The 21,266-nt window shown below is 66.8% G+C and carries 28 protein-coding genes; 8 read left to right on the top strand and 20 right to left on the bottom strand.

What is annotated here, in order from left to right:
- Positions 1-110: 110 nt before the first annotated feature.
- The 10 genes from ACFVU2_RS19165 to ACFVU2_RS19120 all read right to left on the bottom strand — a co-directional run bounded on the left by ACFVU2_RS19165 (position 111) and on the right by ACFVU2_RS19120 (position 5,220).
- Positions 111-611: a single-stranded DNA-binding protein gene (locus tag ACFVU2_RS19165; protein ID WP_387877775.1), complete on the bottom strand. Its 501-nt coding sequence runs from the start codon at positions 609-611 to the stop codon at positions 111-113.
- Between the two features lie 308 nt (positions 612-919).
- Positions 920-1,261, bottom strand: a complete 342-nt coding sequence (locus ACFVU2_RS19160) for a hypothetical protein (protein ID WP_387877772.1) — start codon at positions 1,259-1,261, stop codon at positions 920-922.
- A 66-nt stretch (positions 1,262-1,327) separates the two neighbouring features.
- Entirely contained in the window at positions 1,328-1,498 is a 171-nt protein-coding gene (locus ACFVU2_RS19155) for a hypothetical protein (protein ID WP_387877769.1), read from the bottom strand.
- Entirely contained in the window at positions 1,495-1,839 is a 345-nt protein-coding gene (locus ACFVU2_RS19150) for a hypothetical protein (protein WP_387877766.1), read from the bottom strand. Before ACFVU2_RS19150 ends, ACFVU2_RS19155 begins: the two co-directional genes overlap by 4 nt.
- 286 nt (positions 1,840-2,125) lie before the next feature.
- Positions 2,126-2,497, bottom strand: coding sequence for a hypothetical protein (locus tag ACFVU2_RS19145; protein WP_387877763.1), 372 nt, complete (start codon positions 2,495-2,497; stop codon positions 2,126-2,128).
- An 18-nt stretch (positions 2,498-2,515) separates the two neighbouring features.
- A complete protein-coding gene (locus ACFVU2_RS19140; RefSeq protein WP_387877760.1) occupies positions 2,516-2,701 on the bottom strand; it encodes a hypothetical protein in 186 nt (61 codons plus the stop codon).
- 27 nt (positions 2,702-2,728) lie between these two features.
- Positions 2,729-3,271: a hypothetical protein gene (locus ACFVU2_RS19135; protein WP_387877757.1), complete on the bottom strand. Its 543-nt coding sequence runs from the start codon at positions 3,269-3,271 to the stop codon at positions 2,729-2,731.
- A 126-nt stretch (positions 3,272-3,397) separates the two neighbouring features.
- Complete coding sequence (locus tag ACFVU2_RS19130; RefSeq protein ID WP_387877754.1) at positions 3,398-4,207, bottom strand: DNA polymerase beta superfamily protein; 810 nt, start codon at positions 4,205-4,207, stop codon at positions 3,398-3,400.
- A gap of 72 nt (positions 4,208-4,279) precedes the next feature.
- The gene (locus ACFVU2_RS19125) at positions 4,280-4,807 is read right to left on the bottom strand and encodes a hypothetical protein (RefSeq protein WP_387877751.1); all 528 of its coding nucleotides are present in this window, start codon (positions 4,805-4,807) and stop codon (positions 4,280-4,282) included.
- Positions 4,808-4,851: 44 nt separating this feature from the next.
- A complete protein-coding gene (locus ACFVU2_RS19120) occupies positions 4,852-5,220 on the bottom strand; it encodes a hypothetical protein (RefSeq protein ID WP_387877748.1) in 369 nt (122 codons plus the stop codon).
- 290 nt (positions 5,221-5,510) lie between these two features.
- On the opposite strand from ACFVU2_RS19120, the gene ACFVU2_RS19115 reads away from it, so the two are divergent.
- A complete protein-coding gene (locus ACFVU2_RS19115) occupies positions 5,511-6,014 on the top strand; it encodes a single-stranded DNA-binding protein (protein WP_387877745.1) in 504 nt (167 codons plus the stop codon).
- A 142-nt stretch (positions 6,015-6,156) separates the two neighbouring features.
- Here ACFVU2_RS19115 and ACFVU2_RS19110 read toward each other — a convergent pair whose 3' ends face one another.
- The 4 genes from ACFVU2_RS19110 to ACFVU2_RS19095 all read right to left on the bottom strand — a co-directional run bounded on the left by ACFVU2_RS19110 (position 6,157) and on the right by ACFVU2_RS19095 (position 7,752).
- On the bottom strand, positions 6,157-6,552 hold the full coding sequence (locus ACFVU2_RS19110; RefSeq protein ID WP_387877742.1) for a hypothetical protein: 396 nt from the start codon (positions 6,550-6,552) through the stop codon (positions 6,157-6,159).
- A 56-nt stretch (positions 6,553-6,608) separates the two neighbouring features.
- The gene (locus ACFVU2_RS19105) at positions 6,609-6,908 is read right to left on the bottom strand and encodes a hypothetical protein (RefSeq protein ID WP_387877739.1); all 300 of its coding nucleotides are present in this window, start codon (positions 6,906-6,908) and stop codon (positions 6,609-6,611) included.
- Between the two features lie 63 nt (positions 6,909-6,971).
- The gene (locus ACFVU2_RS19100) at positions 6,972-7,367 is read right to left on the bottom strand and encodes a hypothetical protein (RefSeq protein WP_387877736.1); all 396 of its coding nucleotides are present in this window, start codon (positions 7,365-7,367) and stop codon (positions 6,972-6,974) included.
- Positions 7,368-7,599: 232 nt separating this feature from the next.
- Complete coding sequence (locus ACFVU2_RS19095; protein WP_387877733.1) at positions 7,600-7,752, bottom strand: hypothetical protein; 153 nt, start codon at positions 7,750-7,752, stop codon at positions 7,600-7,602.
- A 258-nt stretch (positions 7,753-8,010) separates the two neighbouring features.
- Here ACFVU2_RS19095 and ACFVU2_RS19090 point away from each other — a divergent pair, with 258 nt between their 5' ends.
- The gene (locus ACFVU2_RS19090) at positions 8,011-8,523 is read left to right on the top strand and encodes a hypothetical protein (protein ID WP_387877730.1); all 513 of its coding nucleotides are present in this window, start codon (positions 8,011-8,013) and stop codon (positions 8,521-8,523) included.
- A 17-nt stretch (positions 8,524-8,540) separates the two neighbouring features.
- Here ACFVU2_RS19090 and ACFVU2_RS19085 read toward each other — a convergent pair whose 3' ends face one another.
- Entirely contained in the window at positions 8,541-8,837 is a 297-nt protein-coding gene (locus ACFVU2_RS19085) for an ATP-dependent DNA ligase (RefSeq protein WP_387877727.1), read from the bottom strand.
- 107 nt (positions 8,838-8,944) lie between these two features.
- Between ACFVU2_RS19085 and ACFVU2_RS19080 the strand changes: the two genes are divergently transcribed.
- Genes ACFVU2_RS19080 through ACFVU2_RS19065 form a run of 4 tightly spaced genes read left to right on the top strand, consistent with a single transcriptional unit; the run spans position 8,945 to position 15,769 of the window.
- The gene (locus tag ACFVU2_RS19080) at positions 8,945-10,477 is read left to right on the top strand and encodes a DUF3375 domain-containing protein (protein ID WP_387877725.1); all 1,533 of its coding nucleotides are present in this window, start codon (positions 8,945-8,947) and stop codon (positions 10,475-10,477) included.
- Positions 10,474-11,214, top strand: a complete 741-nt coding sequence (locus ACFVU2_RS19075) for a DUF4194 domain-containing protein (protein WP_387877723.1) — start codon at positions 10,474-10,476, stop codon at positions 11,212-11,214. The genes ACFVU2_RS19080 and ACFVU2_RS19075 overlap by 4 nt, the downstream gene beginning before the upstream one ends.
- Complete coding sequence (locus ACFVU2_RS19070) at positions 11,211-14,612, top strand: ATP-binding protein (RefSeq protein ID WP_387877721.1); 3,402 nt, start codon at positions 11,211-11,213, stop codon at positions 14,610-14,612. Before ACFVU2_RS19075 ends, ACFVU2_RS19070 begins: the two co-directional genes overlap by 4 nt.
- Positions 14,609-15,769, top strand: coding sequence for a Wadjet anti-phage system protein JetD domain-containing protein (locus ACFVU2_RS19065; RefSeq protein ID WP_387877719.1), 1,161 nt, complete (start codon positions 14,609-14,611; stop codon positions 15,767-15,769). The genes ACFVU2_RS19070 and ACFVU2_RS19065 overlap by 4 nt, the downstream gene beginning before the upstream one ends.
- Positions 15,770-15,775: 6 nt before the next feature.
- Here ACFVU2_RS19065 and ACFVU2_RS19060 read toward each other — a convergent pair whose 3' ends face one another.
- On the bottom strand, positions 15,776-16,360 hold the full coding sequence (locus tag ACFVU2_RS19060) for a DNA-binding protein (RefSeq protein WP_387877716.1): 585 nt from the start codon (positions 16,358-16,360) through the stop codon (positions 15,776-15,778).
- Positions 16,361-16,491: 131 nt separating this feature from the next.
- Positions 16,492-18,354 (bottom strand): non-homologous end-joining DNA ligase, encoded by a 1,863-nt coding sequence (gene ligD / locus ACFVU2_RS19055; protein WP_387877714.1) that lies wholly within the window; start codon positions 18,352-18,354, stop codon positions 16,492-16,494.
- Positions 18,355-18,487: 133 nt separating this feature from the next.
- Between ligD and ACFVU2_RS19050 the strand changes: the two genes are divergently transcribed.
- Positions 18,488-18,688, top strand: a complete 201-nt coding sequence (locus ACFVU2_RS19050; RefSeq protein ID WP_387877711.1) for a hypothetical protein — start codon at positions 18,488-18,490, stop codon at positions 18,686-18,688.
- 59 nt (positions 18,689-18,747) lie between these two features.
- Positions 18,748-18,936 (top strand): hypothetical protein, encoded by a 189-nt coding sequence (locus tag ACFVU2_RS19045; RefSeq protein WP_387877708.1) that lies wholly within the window; start codon positions 18,748-18,750, stop codon positions 18,934-18,936.
- Positions 18,937-19,631: 695 nt separating this feature from the next.
- Here the strand turns inward: ACFVU2_RS19045 and ACFVU2_RS19040 are convergent.
- The 3 genes from ACFVU2_RS19040 to ACFVU2_RS19030 form a co-directional block, all read right to left on the bottom strand.
- A complete protein-coding gene (locus ACFVU2_RS19040; RefSeq protein WP_387877705.1) occupies positions 19,632-19,910 on the bottom strand; it encodes a hypothetical protein in 279 nt (92 codons plus the stop codon).
- Positions 19,911-20,062: 152 nt separating this feature from the next.
- Positions 20,063-20,629 (bottom strand): hypothetical protein, encoded by a 567-nt coding sequence (locus ACFVU2_RS19035; protein ID WP_387877703.1) that lies wholly within the window; start codon positions 20,627-20,629, stop codon positions 20,063-20,065.
- Between the two features lie 157 nt (positions 20,630-20,786).
- Complete coding sequence (locus ACFVU2_RS19030; protein WP_387877701.1) at positions 20,787-21,080, bottom strand: hypothetical protein; 294 nt, start codon at positions 21,078-21,080, stop codon at positions 20,787-20,789.
- Positions 21,081-21,266 lie beyond the last annotated feature (186 nt).

The following is a 21,266-nucleotide window of genomic DNA, read 5'->3' as shown; positions in this document are numbered from 1 at the left end:
ATTCAGGGTGTTCGAGGGGCCTTTGGCTGAGCTGGTCTTGCAGTCGCGGCGACGCCCACTGTGACCGGGTGGGCGCCGTCGCGGCTGGTCTTGTTCGAGGCCGGGGTCGGTTAGACCGTGGCGAACGGGCTGGTCGCGTCGACGTCGACGCCCTGGGCGGCGGCGAGCTGCGCCTGGAGGCGAGCGATCGTCTCGTCCGCGGTCTCCTCGGCCGGCTGCGCGGGAGCGGCCGCGACGGCGTTGCGCGCGACACGGGCCTCCACGGTGGCCTTGGACTCGAGGAACTGCGGGAAGCCGTCGACCTCGATGGTCGGAGCCGGGTACACCGTCTCGCCGTCCTTCTCGTACGGCTCGCACGCGATGCGGGTGCCGACGGAGATCAGGTCGCCCTTGTGGACGCGGTCCCAGGAGCCGCGGCCGTTGACGGTCTTCGCGAGGAAGATGCGCACGGGCACGAACTGGGTCTTGGCCTTGCGGTCGGCGCCGGAGACGAAGTTGTCCTCGACGGCGATCGTGGTGAGCAGCACCTTGCTGCCGTCGGCGTTCGGGAACTCGCGGATGTCCTGCGCGACGCGGCCGGTGAGGACTCCGTTGTTGAGCGGGTTCGTCATGTGATTCTCCTTGATCAAGGGTGGTCTGATTTCTCGGGTGTGGAGGGTGTCCTCCGTCACCTGGTTCCCCGTAGGCAGCTGTGCTGCCCTGGGGTCGGTGCTTGGTCGCAGCGAGCCTGCTGCGGGTGATGTACTTGGGTGGTTGAAGGGGCGGCTCACGCAGTCGGATCTCACGACGCGGAGGACGGCGTAGCAGGTCGGTGATACCGCCCCTTCTCGAGGGCTTTGCTCTCAGGTGCTCTTCCGGTCTGCGCTTTGCGAAGACCTGGCTCTGCTCTTTCCTGATCCGGCCTGGGGCCGGGATGCGGTTAGAGCACTCGGGCAACGAGTGCTTGGAGGCCGAACAGGCCGACCTGTACTTCCTCACCGGTGAGCTCGACGAGACCCGCCTCCGCTAGCGCCTCAGGGGCGCCACGGAGCTCGGTCCAGTTGCGCAGCAGCACCTGGTCGGGCTCCAGCGCCGTGGTGGCGTCTTCTGCCTCTGCCTTCGGCACGGTGAGCAGCACGGGAGCCGACACCGCTTCGGGGTCGACGTCGATGAGGAACAGCGACTTGTTCGTCGTCGCGTGTTCGAGCTGGCCGCTGATGACCCTGCCACTGGGCAGCGTCAGCACGACCTCGGAGTCGATGATGCGCAGGACATCGGTCATGTCAGAGTTCCTCTCGTCGTGCCGCGCACTTCTCCTGCGCGACGATCTGCTTGCGGTCGATGCGGGTCAACGCTCGTCGTCCACCCGCGCGATGTACTCCTCGGCCAGAGCGTCCGTGTCATCGGGCCCGGGCATCGCCGGGTAGTACGCGCCGGGACCGTTCTCACCCACGCGAAGGGTGAGGGTGCGGCCGTCCTTCGTGGTGCGCGTCGGCCATTCGCTGATGGACTGGCTCATGCGCCGACCCCCGCGAGCTCACGTGCGCCGGATGGGACCAGCACACGCACCTCGTAGGCACGGTCCTTGTACGGACCCACGTTGACGGCTCGGACGATCTCGACCACGCCGGCGGCTTCGAGCGACGCGGCCAGGCCGACGTGCTCGCTCCAGTCCTTGATGAAGGTGGTGTCATCGCGCGGGTTCAGTCCTTCCGGACCGAAGTTGGTGGAGATGCGCTTGCTCAGACCGTAGGGAGTGCGCATCGTCAGCGCGTGCGTGGCCGGGATCCACTCGATGGCACCGGTCAGCTTGGTGGCGGAGAACGTAGCGGTGACGTCCTTGGCGATGATGGCGAACATGGCGGCGTGCTCCTTCGATCAGGGCTGGATTCGGGTGAAGAACAGGCAGGATTCGAACCTGCGAATGGCCCGGTGTTCGATCAGTGGTGCTGTCTCGGTCGCGATCCGTGACGCACGAGCGATGTACTGGCCGGGTGCGTGATGCCTCTCGCCTCCGTAGCGCGCGCCGGGGACTCGGACCCCGGTGTCTGCCTGTCGCGCCTGCTGACTTTTCGTCTGCAGAGAAGTTCTTCTTCGAAGTGGTTTCCGCGGCGACTGTGTCGCCGTGCTCTGAACTGGGAGTCCCCTAGACGGCCGACAGCTCGTCGAGGTTGCAGCGCACCGGAGATCCGTCGCCCCAGTTGACGAGGACGCCGTCGTCGTCCGGGTTCAGCGCAGAGTGACCAGCGATGATGCCGATGCTGCCGATGCGAGCGTTGTGGTGAGTCCGCAGGAACCAGTCGTCCTTCAGCAGAAACACAGGGGTGTCCAGCGGTGGGCGTTCCCTCAGGTGGGGGAAGGAGACCGTGGCCTCCTGGTCGTGGACGTACTCCATGAGGACACGGATCGCGAGGCGGAGCCGCTGCGGCAGCAGCCGCGACGCCCGCGAGTCGAGGAAGCGTCGCAGGGTGCTGGTGTGCGCGATCACCTGCGCGCGGGAGGGTACGGGGGTGGTCATGACGAGTCTCGTTTCTGGTCAGGCGGCGGTCGGCTGAGCGTGGCTGCCGTCCTCGTGGAGGTACTGAGCGAAGGTGCAGCGGAACGGGCGGCCGCAGTGCTCGCAGCGGTAGATGAAGAGGGCACGGCGCGCGGTGGCGACCTGGTGGCCGCCGCGGACCCCCGCGACTGGAGAGGCGGGGGTCCGGAGGATTCGTGCGGCCATCGTTGGCCACCTCCTTCCAGGAGGGGATCAGCTCTGCTTCTTCGGCGCGAACGGATCGGGGAGCGGGTTCCGGTGCGGACGGATGATGAGCGTGGCGTTGGGCTCCATGACGTCGAAATTCGGCTCAAGGAGCACGACCTCGATCGGCTTGTCGTAGGCGAGCTCGACGTAGTCGCGGTCGTGGCGGTCGTAGACGCGCACTGTGCGGACTCGGTAGAAGTCGTTGACCAGGCCGCGATCCGGTTCCAGCCACTCCCGCTCTTCGGGATCGTTGACGAGCCAGTCCGGGAACTCGTACACGTCGAGGCCGCCGCGTTCGCTGCGAACCCAGTTCGTGGTGAGCCAGAGGCTGAACCGGAGGCGACCGAGGAGGTGCTCGTCGGAGGAGAAGCCGCCGGTGAAGGTCTCGATGGTGGTGGACAGTCTTCCCCACTGGTCCGGAGCCGGATCGTGGACACGGAGTCCGCCGTAGATGAGCGATTCCCCGAGCCATTCGATGAAGCCCTGGAACGTTCCGGTGAAGCCCTCTTCGGCCGCGATGTCGGTGCGGCTCTTCTCGTAGTCGGCCATGATGCTGTGCTCTCCTTCTGCGCGTCGGCGCGGGTCGTTGAAGTTGTTCTCGCGCGCTTCGCTTGCGGCGCCGCCGAAACGCTCCGCGTTCCACCGCCTTCAAGGGACGGTGGTGGCGTTGCGGAGTCAGCGGAGAAGGTGGGTGTTTCGGATCTGTCGCAACAGATCGTTGATGGCTGCGATGTCGGCCGAGTCGGGCAATTCGGAGTCTTCGGTCTCGGTGGTGAGGTCGGTCTCGAGCTTCTCGGAGAGGGTGAGCAGGTCGTCCAGAGCGATCTCGCCGCGGCGAATTTCCCGGATGATCTCCACCTGCTCGGGCTTCATCGGCAGGTGGAATGCGCGGTCGCGAACCAGGTCCAGACCGGCCAGCAGCAGGCGGATCATGTGCGCGGCGTACTTGGTGTCGTAGCCGTGCGCGGAGACCAATTCGGGTCGGTTCGTGCGCTTATTGGTGCGGCCGAGCAGGGCGTCCCGCTGCGCGCGGGCGTACCCGGCGTGACGGAAACCTGCGTGCTTGGAGAGGAACGCGTCGCGGTGCCCGATCAGCAGAGCCGAGGCGCGGCCACCGGTGAGCTGCAGCACAGCTGGTGCCCAGAGGGTGCTGAGGACGGACGGATTTCCGCCGGCGGCCAGCGACACGAACTTGCGCAGCGGGTGCAGACTCAGCTCGATCACGTCGGCGCCGCTGCGCGTCTCGGCGTCAGAGACCCCCATCCGCTGCAGCTTCCCGTCCGGATGGATGCGGTAGATCAGCGTCTCGGCTCGCTCCAGGCCATACAGCTGGTGGTCGTGCTCGACGAAGATGCCGATCAGGTCGTGGTCGGAGTTCTCGTCCGCGGTGCCATGAGCTCGGGAGCCGTACTCGATCAGTGCCATGACATCGACGCCGATGGAGTCGATCGCGGCGCGCAGGCGGTGGGATTCGGCGATGTTCATGGCGATGGGCCCCTTCGTGAACGAGGGCGGCCGCCGAGGACGTGTGTCGGCGGCGGCCGCGTGGTCGGTGGATCAGCTGACGGTGTGCGGCTCAGGCAGGTTTGCTTCGGCCAGCAGCTGGATGAAGCGTTCCTTCCATGCCTCACCCGGTACGACCCCTTCCACCCACGTGTAGTCGAGGTGACGCGGGTGGTTGGCGAGGGCTTCATGTGAGACGTTGCACTCGAGGTCGCTGATGATGATGTTGTGGCGGATGCTGCGGTCGTAGCTGGTGTTGATGCGGTCGTAGACGAGCTCGAGGTCGGTTCCTCCGAACACCCGAGGCGTTGCCCTGATGATCCGGACCAGCTCATCGCCAACCGGGAAGGACCCGGTGACCCAGATCGCTGGCGCGTCGTCTCCGATCTCGTGAGAGAAGCCGGTCACGTAGAGCTTCAACGGCCGGCCGAGGTCGGCCGCGCGACTTCTGAGCACGTCGACCTCCGCAGCGATCGCGGGCAGCAGCGAGTCGAGGGGCTGGCTCCCCGACATGTCGATGTAGAGGTGCGTGTCAGAGGTGGGCGTGAGGTCCGGAAGGTGGCTGATTCGCGGTCGGCTCATGGTTGGGACTCGCTTTCTGGTGTCGAGGGTGGCTGCGCGGTAGGTCAGCGGTGGGCGTAGAGCGGGCGGACGAACACGCGGTCGGGCTGCGAGTAGTTCATGAGCTCGGCGGCCGCGCGGGCCTCGTCCTTGGTCTCGAACGGACCGTGCACCGGGCACGCCTCCAGTTCGCCGACCTCGTTGCCGTGCACGGGCGCGATCACGTAGCCCAACCGGGTTCGCGGCGCGACCTCGGACTCGCTCGCCTTGGCCGACAGCGCCTTGGCGGTGCGCAGCATCGTCTGGAACCGCTCGGCCTTCTCGTGGAGACCGTCGGCGACGGCGACGTCGTGGTTGGCGGCGAGGAACACGATCAGCTCGTGGACCTCCTCCTCGGTCGGTAGGGGACGGATGGCGGCGTCGATGGTCGGCATGATGGCTCGCTTTCGAGATGGGGGAGTGGATGGGCGGTTCCCGTTCGTGCCCCGCGAATTGGGTGCCGGAACGAGTGAAAACGTGTTTTCTGCTGGTATACGATGATTTTTGAAGATTCGTCCTCGTGGGAATCGCTGGCGACTCTTCGGCCGGGCGTCTCCACGACGACCTGTCACAGCGGGGGTGCCCACGCATCCTGCGCGGCGGCTTCCGTCGCCGGAGCGCTGAATCGGAAATGTGATCCGCGGTTCTCCGCGAGGGTCTTCGGGGACCCGGAAAGAAGGCACCAATGGCAGGCGAAACAGTCATCACCGTGATCGGCAACCTGACCGCCGATCCGGAACTGCGGTACACGCAGAACGGTCTGGCGGTCGCGAACTTCACCATCGCGAGCACCCCCCGCACGTTCGACCGTCAGGCCAACGAGTGGAAGGACGGCGAGGCGCTGTTCCTGCGCGCGAGCGTCTGGCGCGAGTTCGCCGAGCACGTGGCCGGATCCCTCGTCAAGGGCAGCCGCGTCATCGCCCAGGGTGTGCTGAAGCAGCGCTCCTACGAGACCAAGGAGGGGGAGAAGCGCACGGCCATTGAGCTGGAGATCGACGAGATCGGCCCGTCGCTGCGCTACGCCACTGCCCAGGTCACGCGTACCCAGTCCTCGCGACAGGGTGGCAACGACACCGGACCGGTCGACTCGTGGGCGACCGTGACCCCGGGAGGCGGAAGCACTCCGCCGGCGGACGGCTGGGGCGCCGCAGCTCCCGCTGGTGGCTACAACGACGAGACGCCGTTCTAAGCACACCCCCGCACAAGCGACCGAGCGCTCCGACAGCAACCTCCTGGTTGGACTGTCGGAGCGCTCGGTCGTTTCCACCCGGCATCCCTGCACGCGCATCCACCCCCACCGAACTCTCTGATGGAGAGGAGGGTTCCGACCACTAGGTGGGGCGTCTCGCCAGGCCCGCGGCACGGATCTCATTCAGCGCCTTGTCGCACCGCGTGCAGCGCTCGGCCTTCTTCGGCGCCTGGACCTTGGTCCGTGGCGCGTCGTCTATCAGCGCGGAGCGCGTGTACTTGTAGCCGCACAGCGCCTGCCATGTGAACTCCCACTTTTTGTCCGGATCCTCGCTCCGCGTGCGGCCAGCGAAGACGTGCCACTTGGGCGCGACGTCCTTGAAGCGTCCGTAGAAGCCCCAGAGCGCCCACCACACCGGGCGGTTCTGCTCGACGTAGCCGCGGATGCGGGCGAGGTCCTTGCCACTGCCGAAGGCACGCGCCCAGTTGCTGTCCTCGGCGACCGGCAGGGTGGGTGTCGGCTTGGTCTTCGCTGCCATGGTGGGCGTCCCTTCGGTATGACGATGGTGAACTCCGGGCTGCGGAGGAGTGGAGATCATCGGTCGTATCCCTGCACTGGCCAGCGACCGTCGTCCTCGAAGGGGTCGCAGTCCAGCAGCAGCTGCCCGCGGTCGTCGTAGCAGGAGGGCAGATGCCAACCGCCGCCGCCCGGGAGCGGCTCTCCTCGCTGGCCTGTCCGGCGGTTGTAGAACCCGTGCTCGTGATCCCACGTCGTGAACATGACGACGTTGTGGTCGAAGCCGTTGTCCACCCATGCTCGTGTGATGGTCGGCTCGTTCAGATCCCTGGCGAGCTGACGGGTGGACTTCGGGGACAACTTCTGGATCTGGCTCATTGCCCCGCCTTCTCTGCCAGGGTGGGTGTCGGCTTGGTCTTCCTTGCCATGGTGCCCCTCTTCTCAGACGGTTGCGGCGACAGCCGGCGACGTCGCCAGCTCGAGCGTGCGCAGCGTGCCACGGACGAGCTCGGCCTCCGGGACGGAGACCCGGTAGCCGCCCACCGGGTAGCTCGGGTGGTCGGAGGCGATCACGATGCAGTCCCACCAGCCGTCGTGGCGGCGGTAGGGCATCGTGCGGGCGGCACGCTCCTCCTCGGAGCGCTGGATGCGCTTGAAGGGCACCACGACGACGGTGTGGTTCCAGCCGGCTTCGCGCGGCAGCTCGATCATGAGGTCGTCGAGCACCCCGGGGATGTTCACCGGCAGCAACGAGAGAGCGTGGAGCTTGGAGCCCACCGGCGCTTCGGCCAGACGGGCGACCTCGGCCTCGGGGGTCTCGAAGAAGGATACGAACATACGGGTCTCCGTTCGGGTGGCGCCCTCAAGGGCGGAAGCTGTGGTCCTGCGAGACGAAGACCCCCGCTGCGCGTGGCAACGGGGGTCTTCTGGTGTCTCGGAAGGAATCGATGGCTGAGGTTATGCAGTCCTCGAAGTACTTCTCGGCTGCGACTTGTCGCAGCGTTCTCTGGCTGATTGCGGGGCTGGGAACGGACCCTGCAGGTGAAGGTGTTGCTGACGGAGGCCCCGCCTAACGGTCCTCGTCGGCGAGGAACATGCGGAAGTCCGCGCAGTCCCAGCCGTGCTTGGAGCACCAGCCGTCCTCGTCACGCACAGCGGATGAGTCCGAGGGACAGGGCGTGGTTTTCGGGACGACGTCGTCGTGCTTGATCTCTTCGTTCATCGTCGGTTGGCCTCTCTGGCGGGATTGACGTCCTGGACAAGGTACAGCTGGGGTAGTCACCGCGAGCGGCTTGATAGAGCCCGCTCTGGCGATGACTGCATTGGAGGGGGCATCTGACTCTCTCTGATGGATCCCGGCTGCGACGTGTCGCAGCGCTCTCTGGCTGGTTGCGGGGCCATGAACGTGGCCCGCAGCCCAAAGCACTCCCGTTCGCTTCGGCCTTGACTCCGCCCCGGCGCGGCCGGGTATCGTCCAGCCATGAACGGAGACCAGTGGGCGACCTTCTTCATCACGCTCGCGGCAACCGCGGCCGGCGCTGTCGTTGGCGTCGTGGGCGTCTGGCTGGTTTCGGTCGTGGAGGGTAGGGGTCGGTACTCGCAAGCCCTCGACAGAGCCGTAGCCGAGATCTCCATCGCGATCGCCGCGCGAAGCGATGCACTGCTCGATCGGGAGGATGCCGCGAACGATATCTACAGCGCCCCATCCGGATCGCCGGAGCAGATGGACGAGGAAGTTGAAGCGCTTCCGGCAGTTCGATCTGGCGCGCTCACCTCAGCCGTCGAGGTCTTCATCCTGACGACCAAGAGGGGACGCGACCGGCGCGTGTCGGCGGCGCTTAGATCCGCGGTGGCGACCGCCACCACAAGAGGAGGTCGACACGAGTCGCAGTCTCTGCTGGCCTCGTCAACTGCGCTTGTCGAGTGGCGAGCCAAGATCCGACCTCGCCGTGCGGCGATCAGGGATCTGGAGATGCAAGCAGAGGGACGCTAGGGCCGGGCTGGCTCCCTTTATCGACGCTCATCCGCCAGCACCAACCCCTGAGAGCTGTTCGAACTGGCGGTCAACTCCTCGAGCCACTCGCGGCTGATCTTGGGCGCCTGCACGCTCTCGTAACGGAAGAGCAGAGGGATCGAGTGATCGATCCAGACCGCGCCGCGGCCGCCACCGCCGTCGACCCCGTCTTCCCACGCGAAGAAGAAGCCCTCCTGACGACGCAGCTTCAGACCGATGGCAATCTGCAGGTGGGCGAGCGTCCGGTCATCGAACGCGATCTCTCTCGATCCGGCGTAGATGAGCGTGCCCATGCCTGAACCGTAACGCCGCAAGGCCTCCGGTAGCTACGTGATCTCGTGCGGGTGGGTCTGCGGCCGAGCTCGCACGAAGTGAGCCCGTCGCTTAGGACGAATTGTCCGTGGTCGCTGCCATGCTGGGCGAGACGAGAGCATCCAGCGGCGAGGGGACCGACGAGGTGAGCCACATCACGGGCGAGCTTGTGCGGGTTTCCGCCGCATTCGAGCAGCCGACGCTGTCGCTTTTGAATCAGAAGCAAGCGCCGGTGGTGGTCGCCATCCTGAACGCCTGCTTCTCGCGTGAGACCCGGTCGGTTCCGACGGCGAGGCTTCACGTCCAGGTCGAGGGCCTGATCGCCGAGATGGCCACCTCGGGGCTCGTCGATGTCCCGTCAGGCTCGGGGCGCGATGTGTGCCTGCGCTGGACGAAGGCGCAATGGCTCATCCGGTCGACGGCGTCGGACGGCAGCGAGGTCTACTCGCTCACTTCGCACGCGCAGCAGTCGCTCGACTTCATCGCGAATCTCCGCCAGGAGCGCACAGGTCTGAGCGAGCACCGCATCGCGAACATCGTCGCGACCGCCAGGCGGATCAACCGGGAGAGCAACCCTGACCGGCAGTCCCGAATCGCGATCCTGGACGCGGAGATCACCCAGCTGATGGTGGAGCGCGATCGGCTTGAGGCCGGCGGCGACATCCAGGCGATGACCGAAGACCGTATGCTCGAGGGCTTCGACGAGCTGCTCTCGCTCGTCTCTCAGCTGCCCTCCGACTTCACCCGGGTCGAGGAAGCCTTTCGCCAGGTGCGCGGAGAGATCCTGGAAGACTTCCGGGCGGAACGTCGCGTCCCGGGCGAGGTCATCGATCGGTATCTCGAGCGAGTCGACCAGCTGATCACCGCCACGCCCGAGGGTCGAGCGTTCGAGGGGGCGTTTGCGCTCCTGCGCGACGATGACCTGCTCGACCAGCTCCGCAAGGACGTCGGCGCCCTGATCGAGCAGGGCGAGTCGTTCCTGATGGACCGGGACCGGCAGGAGCTGCGCGGGATCGTGCCCCTCCTGAGGCAGGGACTGGACTCGGTCCTGGACCAGCGGAGCCGGATCACGGATGTGCTGCGGACCTACATCACGACCAGGGACGCAGCGAAGGACCGGGAGCTCGACCGCGTTCTGCGGTCACTGGAAGGCGCCGTGTCCGCCTGGCTCGCGACGGCCGGCGTGCGCGAAACCGCGGGGGTGAGCCTGTTGCCCGACGAGCTCGACATCACCCACCTGCGGGAACGGCTTCACGATCCCTCCGACGACGTCCCGCTCCCGCAGATTCATGCAGCGGATGACGAGCGACCTGATGGTCTCTCGCTCGACGAGCTGCGCCGATTCGGCGGCCCCCGCATGGCCGAGCTGCATGCGGCCCTCGAAGACGCGAAAGGTCGCGCGGGCGGCTGGAGCCTGGGCGCTCTGTTCTCCGAGCTGCCCGACGAGCTTCGTCGGCCGGTAGACGTGCTCGGGCTGCTGCATCTGGCGACCAACAGCGACGAGCTGACACGGACAGAGCAGTCCGAGACCTACTTCACGATCCGTCCCGACGGATCGACCCGTACCCTCAATGTCCCGCAGTTCGCGCCGGACAACGGCCCCGATGAGGAGGAGCTGTGACGTTCATCGAGCAAGATCCGAACGCGGTCGAGGAAGAGCGCGACTGGGACCCGGAAGACACGGCGGCGGACGCCGAAGGCGATGCCGAAGGCGATGCGATCGTCTCCACCCACGCCCTCTTCGATGGCGACGAGGGTGGGCTGGAGCTCGATGAGCGCAAAGCCCTCGTGGTGCTGCTGAAGAACAGGTTCATCACCTCCGAGAGCCATCTTCCGGAGTGGCGGGCGATCGTGAGGTCTAGGAAGGCGATCGCGGAGAGGCTGAACGACCTCTTCCTCGAGCTGGTGATCAACCTGGACCGCGAGGTCGCCTACAAGCGCCCCGTCTCTAGCTCTGGCGGCCGTGAGTTTCCCACCCTGCTGCACGACACCCGCTGGCCACGTGAGGAGACAGCGCTGCTGGTCTACCTCCGGGTCCGGGCGCGGAACGAGCAGGCTCGTGGGGAACTGCACGCACGGGTCAGTCGCGCGGAGATGCTGGAGTACCTCCAGGAAAACCGGCCGGAGTCGGCGACCGACCGGGTCTCTGACGACGGCAGGGGAGAGCGCGCGATCGGTGCGCTCAAGACCGCGGGGCTGTTGGTCAAGACCGACGAGGACGGCGTGTGGCGGATCTCGCCGGCGATCGAGCCGATGCTTCCCGTGACGGCGCTGAACAACCTCCTGGCCTGGCTCAATGTACGCACCGAATCCGAGTCCGACAGCGAGGCCGTATCGACGGCAGAGGAGTCCGAATGAGCCTCATGGAGCAGATCTCGGCGCTGATCGAGACACCCGAGCTGCAGTGGCGCGCAGAGACGATGCAGGTGGTGAACTGGGGCGGCTTCCACGGCCACGCCAGCGCCTCCTTCGGCCCCGGGGTGACGCTGTTCAGCGGACAGTCCGGTGCGGGCAAGAGCACCTTCATGGACGCGGAGATCGCGTTGATGATGCCGCCGAACGTCGCCTTCAACGGAGCCTCCAACGACTCCGGCGGCGGGCGAGCTCGCTCAAGCGACCAGCGGAACCTGCTGAGCTATCTGCGCGGCAAGCTCGACGACACGCTCGAAGAAGGCGAGGTCGTCGACGCCACCCTCCGCGGCCGTGGCGAGCCCACTTGGGGCGCCGTGGCGATGACCTTCGTCAGCGACGCCGGCGAGCGGTTCACCGCCATGCGGGCCTACTACGTGCCGTCCCGTGCATCGCGCACGGGCGACATCAGCATGCGGATGATGACGATCAACGACGCGTTCGACCTGCGCGAGCTGAAGGAGTTCGCCCGAATCGGCGACAACCACTTCCCCCCGCGCGAGTTGAAGGCCGTCTGGCCGGAGATGCACACGTACGACTCGTACAGCTCGTTCGCGCAGGCGCTCTTCGTCAAGCTCGGCATCGGCGCGGGCGGTGACGGCGCCAAAGCGCTGCGGCTGCTGGCGCGCATCCAGGCCAGTGAGGACATCCCGACGGTCGACCGGCTCTACAAGGAGCTCGTGATCGAGAAGCCGGACTCCTACGACAAGGCGGATGCGGCGATCGAACACTTCGACCGGCTGGAGGACGTCTACCAGGAGATGGTGACTGCCCAGGCCCGCGCGGACCTGCTCGGGCCCATCACCAGCGCGCACGATGCGCTCGTGATGGCGCAGAAGGCGATCGAGACGGACGACGAGCTCGGCTCGCTGGATGCGGAGACCACGCCGGCGGGGCTGTGGCGACTGCAGCGCCATAGCGGAATCCTGAGCAGGTCCGTCGACGCCAACCGGGCGGCCGCGCGCGAAGCACGCACCGAGCTGTCGTCGCTCACCGAACGCGAGAACGGGCTCAAGAGCCAGCTGGAGGCGGCCCGGAAGGCGCACAACGACCAGGGCGGCGGCCTGCTGAGCGAACTCGGCAATCAGATCGCGATCGCGGAAGGGCGTATGCAGTCCCGCGAGGAACGGCGCGCCCGGCTCGTCGCGGCGACGACGATCTTGGACGCACGGCTGGTCACCCAGGTCGAGTTCGAGCAGGTCCAGGAGAACGGACGCGCCTTCCTGGCGGCGCACCCGGGCGAACACCAGCGGTTGAGTGCCGCGCGCGACGAGGTTCTCTCGCGTCGCTGGCCTGTCCAGAACCGGTTGAAGGAGATCCGCGCGGAACTGGAGTCCCTCAAGACCCGCGCCGGCCGTGTCGACCAGTATCTGCACGACATGCGCCAGGCAGCGGCGGAGGTGTCCGGCCTGGCGATCTCCGACCTCCCGTTCGTCGCCGAGTTGATCGATGTGATGCCCGATGAGGAGTACTGGCGCACCGCGATCGAGACGTCGCTGTACAGCGGCGCCCGACGCATGCTCGTCCCGCTCGAGCACCTGGAGCACTTCTCGCGCGCCATCGATCCGCTGCACCTGAAGGGGCGACTCCACTTTGAGGGTGTCTACCGGTCGCAGGACCAGCGGCAACCGATCTTCGAGCCGGATCACATCGCCGGAAAGCTGCTCTTCAAGGAGTCGCCGTACCAGTCGTGGGTGACCGAGTACGTGTCGCATCCCTCGCGCGACGCGCTGTGCGTCGCCGGGCCCTCGCAGCTGGACGGCGACGAGCTGCGCATCACGGCCGCCGGCCAGACCCGGCGCGGCAGGGCCGGCAGTCACGGACGCCAGTCGTCGCGCAACGTCATCGGCTTCGACAACGCCGACCTTCGCGAAGAACTGACCCTGGAGAAGGAGGGCCTGAAAGCGCAGCAGGCGTCGACCGACGAGGAAGCCGATCGGATCGCCAGAGAGATCTCTGCCCTCGGCGCGAAGAAGGAGGCCTACGGTCTCCTGACCAACGAGGCCTGGACGGATCTGGACGTTGCCTCGGCCGTCGCAGAGCGGGACGAGCTGACCCGCCGCCGAGACGAGATCCGCGCCAACAACGACGTGCTCGCCGCGCTGGACCAGGAGATCGAGTCTCTCGGCGAGGAGATCGAAGAGGTCCAGCGTGGGCGCCACGGCCGGGAGAAGGTGATCGAGGACCTGGAGAACGCACACAGCGGTCTGGTGGAGGCCGAGGACCGGATCAACCCCGTCCTCGAGCGGATCGAGAACGAAGGCGTCCTCACCCTCCGCGACGAGCTTGCCGAGGACCTGGACAACCTGTGGGCGCAGGTGCTCCTGGGCGAGTCCGAGACTCCGGAGTCCTTCGACCGTCAGGTCAGTCGCCTGCGCATCGTGCTGGGGAAGCGCGCGACGGAGGCCCGCGAGGAGGTGACTCGCCTGACCCAGTTCATCGAGGGGATCTTCAGGCGGTACCTGGGGCTGTGGGATGACTCGAACCTCGGCATGACGATCGACTTCTATGACGACTTCGCGGGCATCCTCGAGGAGATCCTGAGGTCGGGCCTCCATGAGCGCCGCGAAGAGTGGCGACGGCGCCTGCTGGTGTGGAGCGGACAGCACCTGCAGCAGCTGGCGACCGCGTTGACGGCCGCAATCGAGGAGATCGAGGACCGCCTGGATCCGATCAACCAGATCCTGCGCGACCTGCCCTTCGGTCCCACCAACGACCGGCTCTTCATCGACCTGCGCCGGCTGCAGCCCGACGCCGTGGTGAAGTTCCGCAAGGAGCTCGCCCAGCACGCGCGCATGGCCACCACTGGGCTCGACGACGCTCAGCTGGAGCAGGCCTTCAAGGAACTCCGCCGATTCATGGCCCAGCTCCGGCGCAAGGACGACATCCGGCTTCCGCGGGAGCTCGTGGAGGTCGTGGACCGCGACAGGCTGCTGGATGTTCGTCGGCACGTCGAGATCACCGCCCAGCGTCGGAACATCGACGGGGAGCCGCTCAGCATCTACCGGTCGCTGCAGGGCAAGAGCGGCGGCGAGATGCAGGAGCTGATCGCGTTCATCGTCGGCAGTGCCCTGCGTTTCCAGCTCGGTGACCAGCAGCGTGCCAAGCCCCGGTTCGCGCCGGTGTTCCTGGATGAGGGGTTCATCAAGGCGGACGGCCAGTTCACGTCGCGAGCCGTCCAGGCATGGCGGGGCCTCGGCTTCCAGCTGATCATCGGTGCCCCGGTCGACAAGGCCCCCGCGCTGGAGCCGCACGCGGACGTCATCGTGGAGATCGCGAAGAACCTCAGCACCCACCGGTCCTATGTGCTGGAGATCCGCGGCCTGGATCAGACGAGCACAGCGTGAAGCGGCCCACGAACGTCGTCCGCGAGATCGAGCGGCGGCTTCAGCAGACGTGGGCGCAGACCGTCGCCGGTGAGGCTGCCGAGGCTGCGTGGCCGCACCGGTTCTCGCTCTCCTCAGCGTCTTCGAGCGCCATCGAGGCGGACTTCACCACCGTGGTGAACCTCACCGCGGACTGGCGCGCCTGGGCTCGCGGATTCGATGTCGAGCTCGTGGACCGCACCCGACGCATCGGCGCGGTCTCCCACTCGATTCCCTCGCATCTGTCCGTCCCCTCGATCGACGAGGCCGCACACATCTGCGGCGGAGAGTGGCCAGAGCGACTGCGGCGGGGCCGGAATCGGCTGGGGGCGCTGCGCAAACGGTTCCCCGATCTGACCGAGAGGTCAGGCTTCCTGAAGGCGACCGACCGGTTCGACGATGTCGACTTCGAGCTGCTGCTGAGGGCCGGCGCGTGGTTCTCGACGAACTCGGCCGCGGGGCTCACCCCGCGCCAGGTGCCGCTGGAGGGCTTCCACGCCAAGTGGCTGAACACCCGGCAGCATCTGGTGGCAGAGCTCGCTGGAAAGCCCAGCCTGGAGCTCGCGCGGAACCATCCGCCGAGGATCCACTTCAGCTATCTCGACCCGGAGCACTTGGCGCGGGGAGGACGCAAGCACGACAGCGCCAGCGTCGGAGACCGCTTCGCTCCGGCGTACGCCCCACAGGTGGTGATCATCTCCGAGAACAAGGACACCGCCGTCAACTTCCCCGACGTCCCCGGCGCGATCAGCGTCGAAGGCGTCGGTAGGGGAGGAGCCACCTTCGCGGCCTTCGACTGGCTGGTCGATGCTCCGGTCGTCATCTACTGGGGCGACATGGACGCGGACGGCCTGGAGATCCTCCATGGCTTCCGTGACGCCGGGGTGCCCGCGCGTTCGATCTTCATGGACTCCGAGTCGTTCACTCGGTGGGAGAGGTTCGGCACCCACGTCGATAAGAACGGGCAGCAGTTGAAGCCGCGCGATCCTCGGCCTGGTCTTCGTCTGTCCGAAGAAGAGCGCGCGCTCTACCTCGACTTGGTGCACGCGTCGTGGACCAAGGTCCGTCGCATCGAACAGGAGCGGATCCCGCTGGAACTGGCTCGCGAAGCAGTGCTGAAGGCAGCCGGCGAAGAGTAGCGGCAGCTACTTTCCTTCGTCTGCCGCGGGGATACGGGCGATGAGGGCGTTGAGCGTCTCACGCAGCGCCTTGTTCGTGGCGCGCTCTTCGGCCAGCTGCCTCTCCACGGTTGTGCGGGTGTCGATGGCCACCGCGAGATCGTGCAGCGCACGGGCTTCCGCGGACCGGGCCTCCTCCAGCGCTGCTTCTGAGGCAGTGCGCTCGGATGCGAGCGTCTCGGCGGCGGCGGCCGCAGCACGATCGGCCGCGTCGAGGTTCTCGACGAGTTCCGCGATCTCCTTCTCCTGAAGCCTCGCCTGCTCCCCCCACTCCCGTTCGACCGCGGCGTGGGATGCCGACGCCAGCGAGGACGCCTCAGCCCACATCAGCCCGGCGACCCGCTGCGACTGCTCCACGAGTGCGGCCGGAAGCGCCGCGATCTTCGCACCGGAGGACGCTTGCGCCTCACGCCACTCGCGCAGGTAGCGCGTCGCATCCGCGTTGTTGACGCCGGCTCGCTCCCGCACGGTGGCGACGGTGGGCTTGCCGCCTTCGCGCTCGATGTCGTCGGCGGCGGTGTGGACTCGTTCTCGGGCGCTTGCGTCGGTCATCGCCGTCCTCAAATTAGTAGTAGTAGTAGTAGTAGTAATCCTACTACTACTACTACTGAAACAGCGAGAGAGGGCCTCTCCGGGCTGGAGGCAGGGCCGGCGACCGACTCTCTGGGAGGGTTTGTGCGCGACTACGCGGGCTCGCCCGGTGCTACCTCCGGGCGAGCCCTCACGAACCGCGCCGCGTGACGGATCGTCCCGCCGACGATCGCGGTGTCCGCGGAGATCTCGACCGTGAGCGGCTCGATCAGCGTCAGGTGGGTGTCGTGCTTGGGCTGGAAGCGGTCGTAGGCGCTGGAGCGGATCACGCTGGGCCACGGGTGATCCGAGGCCGCTGGGCGCAGCAGCGGCACCAACGACTTCGCAGCGCCAGGCTTGATCGGCGCGGTGCGGCCGATGATCCGCAGCTCGCCTTGCTCGTAGCGGCCGAGGATCAGCTCGCCAGGGTGTGTGAGGGAGCCGATGACAGCGCCGGCGACAACCTCGTAAGTGTCGCGCCGTTTCACCTTGATCCAGTCACGGTGCCCGCCGCGGTACGGCTGCGCGCCGCCCTTGACGACCAGACCCTCGATGCCTTGTTCCGGCAGCTCCTCGAACCAGCGCCGTGCGACGGCGACGTCCTCCGTGGCGTCGACGACGCTGAGCGGCGGCCGCCAGGCGGCGCCGGTCTGCTCGAGGATGCGGCGACGCTCGTCGTAGGGGAGCGCACGCAGGTCGCGGCCGCCGGCGGCGAGGATGTCAAAGACGATGAACTCGACCGGCTCCTCGTCGACAAGTCGGTGCAGCCTGGCCTTCCCGGACGCGTAGCGACGCTGCAGCGCGTCGAAGTCGAGGTGGCCGTCGCTCCACCGCACGAGCTCGCCGTCCAGCACGACGCCAGGCGGGGCCTGTGCCGAGAGAGCCGCGACGACGTCGGGGAATGAGTCAGTGAGGTTCGTCTTCTGCCGCGACCAGAGCGTGACGCGGCCCTCGTCGACGACGGCCGCCGTGCGCCAACCGTCGAGCTTCGGCTCGTAGCGGGCGCCGCCGGGCAGCACCGAGGCCTCAGGCATCCGTTCAGCGGCCTTGGCGAGTGCGAGATCGATCTGCCCCCGCAGCCCCTCTGGCGGGCGCACGGCGGGGGAGGGGTCGAGGCCAGCGAGCTGGTCCCCGGCGGTCTCGACACGAGCGAGGACCTCCTCGAACGTGAGCTGCGCGAGATCCGGACCCATGAGCTCGTCCCAGCGACGCGGGGCGGCCGCGTACGGACGCGAGGTGCCGCGGAGCGAGTACGGCGAGATGGTGGTCTTCTTCGCGTTGTTCTGGGACCAGTCGATGAAGACCTTCCCGATGCGCCGGGCCTTCGGCATCGTCGAGACCACCTCGGCCGGATGGTCGGCCTCGAGCGCTCGGGCAAGCTCGTGCGCGACGGCGGAGACCTGGTCGGAGGTGAGCCGGCCATCCAACGGGGCGTAGACGTGGATGCCCTTGCTGCCCGAGGTGACCGGGAAGGTCGCAAGGCCCATGTCGTCGAGGATCGCCTTGGCCCAGAGGGCAACCTCGGCGCACTCGGCGAGGCCGACGCCGTCGCCGGGGTCGAAGTCGAGCACCATCCGCGTAGGCCGGCGCTCGGTATCGAATCGCCACTGCGGGACGTGCAGTTCCAGCGCCGCTGTCTGGGCGAGCCAGACAAGAGTCGCGCGGTCGGTGACGACCGGGTAGCGCTTCTCGCCGCCGGAGTGCAGGATGCTCTGGCGAAGCACCCAGTCGGGCACGCCGTTGCCGAGGTCCTTCTCGAAGAAGGACTCGACCGGCGCGGCCGCCGTGCCGACGCCGTCGGGCCAGCGCTTGCGGGTCGCTGGCCGCTCAGCGAGATGGGGGACGAGCGCCGGGGCAATTGTCGCGTAGTAGCGGATGACGTCGCCCTTGGTGGTACCGGTTTCGGGGTACAGCACCTTGTCGAGGTTCGTCAGGCGCAGCCGTCGCCCGTCGACGTCGACCAGAGGGCTGGGCATGGGACGACCGTACCGCCGCCACGACCGCAACGGGACTGGGCGTCTCGCCGGGGGTGGGCGACGTCGTTCCCGGAGTCGATCGACGGTGTCCGCGCCGAAATCGGGCACGCGCGCGAGTCGGTACGCTCAACGCATGACTGACCCGAACATCGACCTTGTCCACCTGAGCCACGGACCGCTATTTCGCGGCGAGGGCGAGTACAACGACGGCGAACTCGTGCCGCGATCGCAGGTGCCCGACCATGCCGTTCGAGGAGGGGGCAACGTGCAGAGCGATGGCACCGACGGCGGCGTTGAGGGCCAGTGGTACGAGGAGTGGGTAGTCGAGGACTGAGGCTCTCGTTCCACCTGACAACGATTGACGGGGGAGCGGCCCACGGCCAGCATGTCTCCATGGGCGATGAGGACGATTTCGACGACGAGCCGATCCTCGAGCACGATGATGAGCTCGCGGCCTTCGAGCAGCATCTATTCGCGGCGATTCGGGAGTCGAACAAACTCGATGCCGAGATTGACGACGAGCTTCGACGGCTCGCCAGCGGTGAGTACGACGAACCCGGGCCGACTGAGGAGCCGAACTGACATGGCCAGCCGAAAACGCGAGTGTCCCGTGTGCCATCTCCAACAGGTGTGGCTGGTTGGCGAACAGACGTTCGTTGCCCACTTCTTCGAGGGCGACCGGCGCTGGTGTCCCGGGGGGAAGCCTCCGACGAAGGAGCAGAAGGCCGCTCGGAAGGCCGGGAAGAAGGGCCACTCCATCCGCGGCGTGAGCGGCGGACTCCCCGGACTAGGGCGCTAGGGGCGCATCCGGGTGCTGCAGCCGTCGTAGAAGGCCGAGCAGTCACCCGCGTATTCTGCGTTCATGAGCCTCGAGTCGGCGATCTGCCCAGTGTGCCAGGAGTCGCATCTGCGGCAGGCGAACGGGCTGATGTCGATCCACAACGACTCGACCGGAGTGCGGTGCGCTGGCTCCCAGCCGCCGATCCAGGGCCGTTCTGCCGCAGACGAACACCGACGTCGGGAGGGCACCCTGCCGCCACCAGGACCACAACGCCGCAGGAACGACCCAGACCCCGAGGACACGGAGTTCCAGCGCGCGGTGGAGGTCGCGAACGAGAAGCGCTATGGACGCCTCAGCGGCGGCCAGAGGAGCGATCGCCCCCTCGACCGGAAGATCTACGCCGTCGGCCCGCAGAGGAAACTGAACGGGGGAGCGCCCGGTAGCGGGAAGCGATGAACCGCTGCCTCCGTGATGCAACCGAGGTCGGTGACGGTCGTCAGACGGCGGGGTAACCGTTGGCCACGGCGATCTTGTTCCACTCCGTCAGCCGACGCTGCAGCGTCTGCCGCAACGCTCGGGAAGCGTTCGCGCCTGCTGTGTGCGTGACGTCGTGGATCGTGATCGACACCGCGCGGCCGTCGTGCGCCGCCAGCTGGTTGCCGAGCTCCCTGGCGGTCGAGCTGTGCAGGAAGTGTTCGTAGTTCGCCAGGGTCACGCGGATGCACTCGATCTCATCGTCGCCGGTGAGCGAGACGCCGGTCTGCGATAGCTTCACCCGATCTCCAGAGCTGGCGCCCTGTGGCTCGCGCTCGACCGCGACATGCCCTTCGGGTCAGGTCGGGCTCGGAACGACAGGTTCGTGGGTCTCTTTCGGGCTCATGGATGCAACTTAGCGTTGTCAGAGGGCGACCAACAACGAACGCCGCTTCATGGTGGCGGCTCGGATGGCGGAGCAGGATTCTGTAGGTCACGAAGCGCGTCTCGACCGAGGCTGAGTCTCACTGAGTTCAGAAAGCCGCGACGCTTGTCGTGCAAACGGTCCCACCATTCTTTGTCGGTCAACGGGCTCGGGTCGTTGAAGGCCTGGCTGAGGACGTCGAGGAGCTGCTTAGCGTCGTCGCTTGTATCCGAAGTCGCGATGAAGCGGAGCAGCATTTCCTCCTGTCTCGCATCATTCCTTTCGGATTGGGCCCGCCCGATCGAGGACCTTGCGGATTCAAGCTCGCGGGAGCGCACCGTCGGCGTGACGGCAGTGGTGGATGCGAGCAATATCCGGGCGGATTTCAGATGCGCGCGGGCCTCATCGACATGGTTGAGCAGTCTGACCGAGGTCGCCCAGACCTCGTTGTCCCACTTTTGGGCCCGGTCGCGACGGAATCGGCGCAAATCGACGTATGCGGTGCCCGCGATTGAAAGCAACCCGCCGAGAAGGGCGAACGCGCCGGCCAACGCGGCGACGTACCACCAGGGTGCTGTAGTCGTTGTGGGGTTCATCCCGCAAAAGTTTCCTCGCCCAGACCGCATCTGGCCAGGGTGGATGCGGGGGAGGCAGTCGCGCGTCAGATGCGGACATCATCACGACAAGCTGACATAAGATACATTATCAGCTATTATTTTAGTTTGGCGTCGAGGCCACTTTACCAGGATCGGCTCAGTCCAGCGAGAGCACGCTCAGAAGTCGGTGATCCTCGGGAATCTTCTTCAGGAGAGCCTCGCGGGCGGTCTTGTAGTCGGCACCGTTCGCCTCGAGCTCGACGACGGCAGCCGAGCGGATCTGGCCGGTGGCGATGACCCGGCCACCGCGCGGCATCGAGTTGTGAACCTGGATCAACTCGAAGCCCTCGGGCACCTGCTCTTCGATCAGGGCGCGCGCCGCCTGGGCGTCGTCGGCTTCGGCCGTGAGCTCGGTGACGACTTTGGACTGGATGAGACCTCGGATGCGCATGGGATCAGGCTAGATCGCACCACCGTCGCCGCCCGTGAACATTCGTCGAGATCCAGCCAGTACAAGCCCCGACCGGGTGCCGGAGCTCACGACCACTGCACCCAATTTCGCCGGCACGTTTCACACGACTGCTTGGCACACGTTTGGGGGGTGAAAACGTCAAATCTACGCATTTACGAGCAGAAA

Source organism: Leifsonia sp. NPDC058194 (assembly GCF_042883605.1).
Taxonomy (GTDB): Bacteria; Actinomycetota; Actinomycetes; order Actinomycetales; family Microbacteriaceae; genus Leifsonia.
Note: the sequence above shows the minus strand (reverse complement) of the source record. Positions and strands in the feature narration are given on the sequence as shown.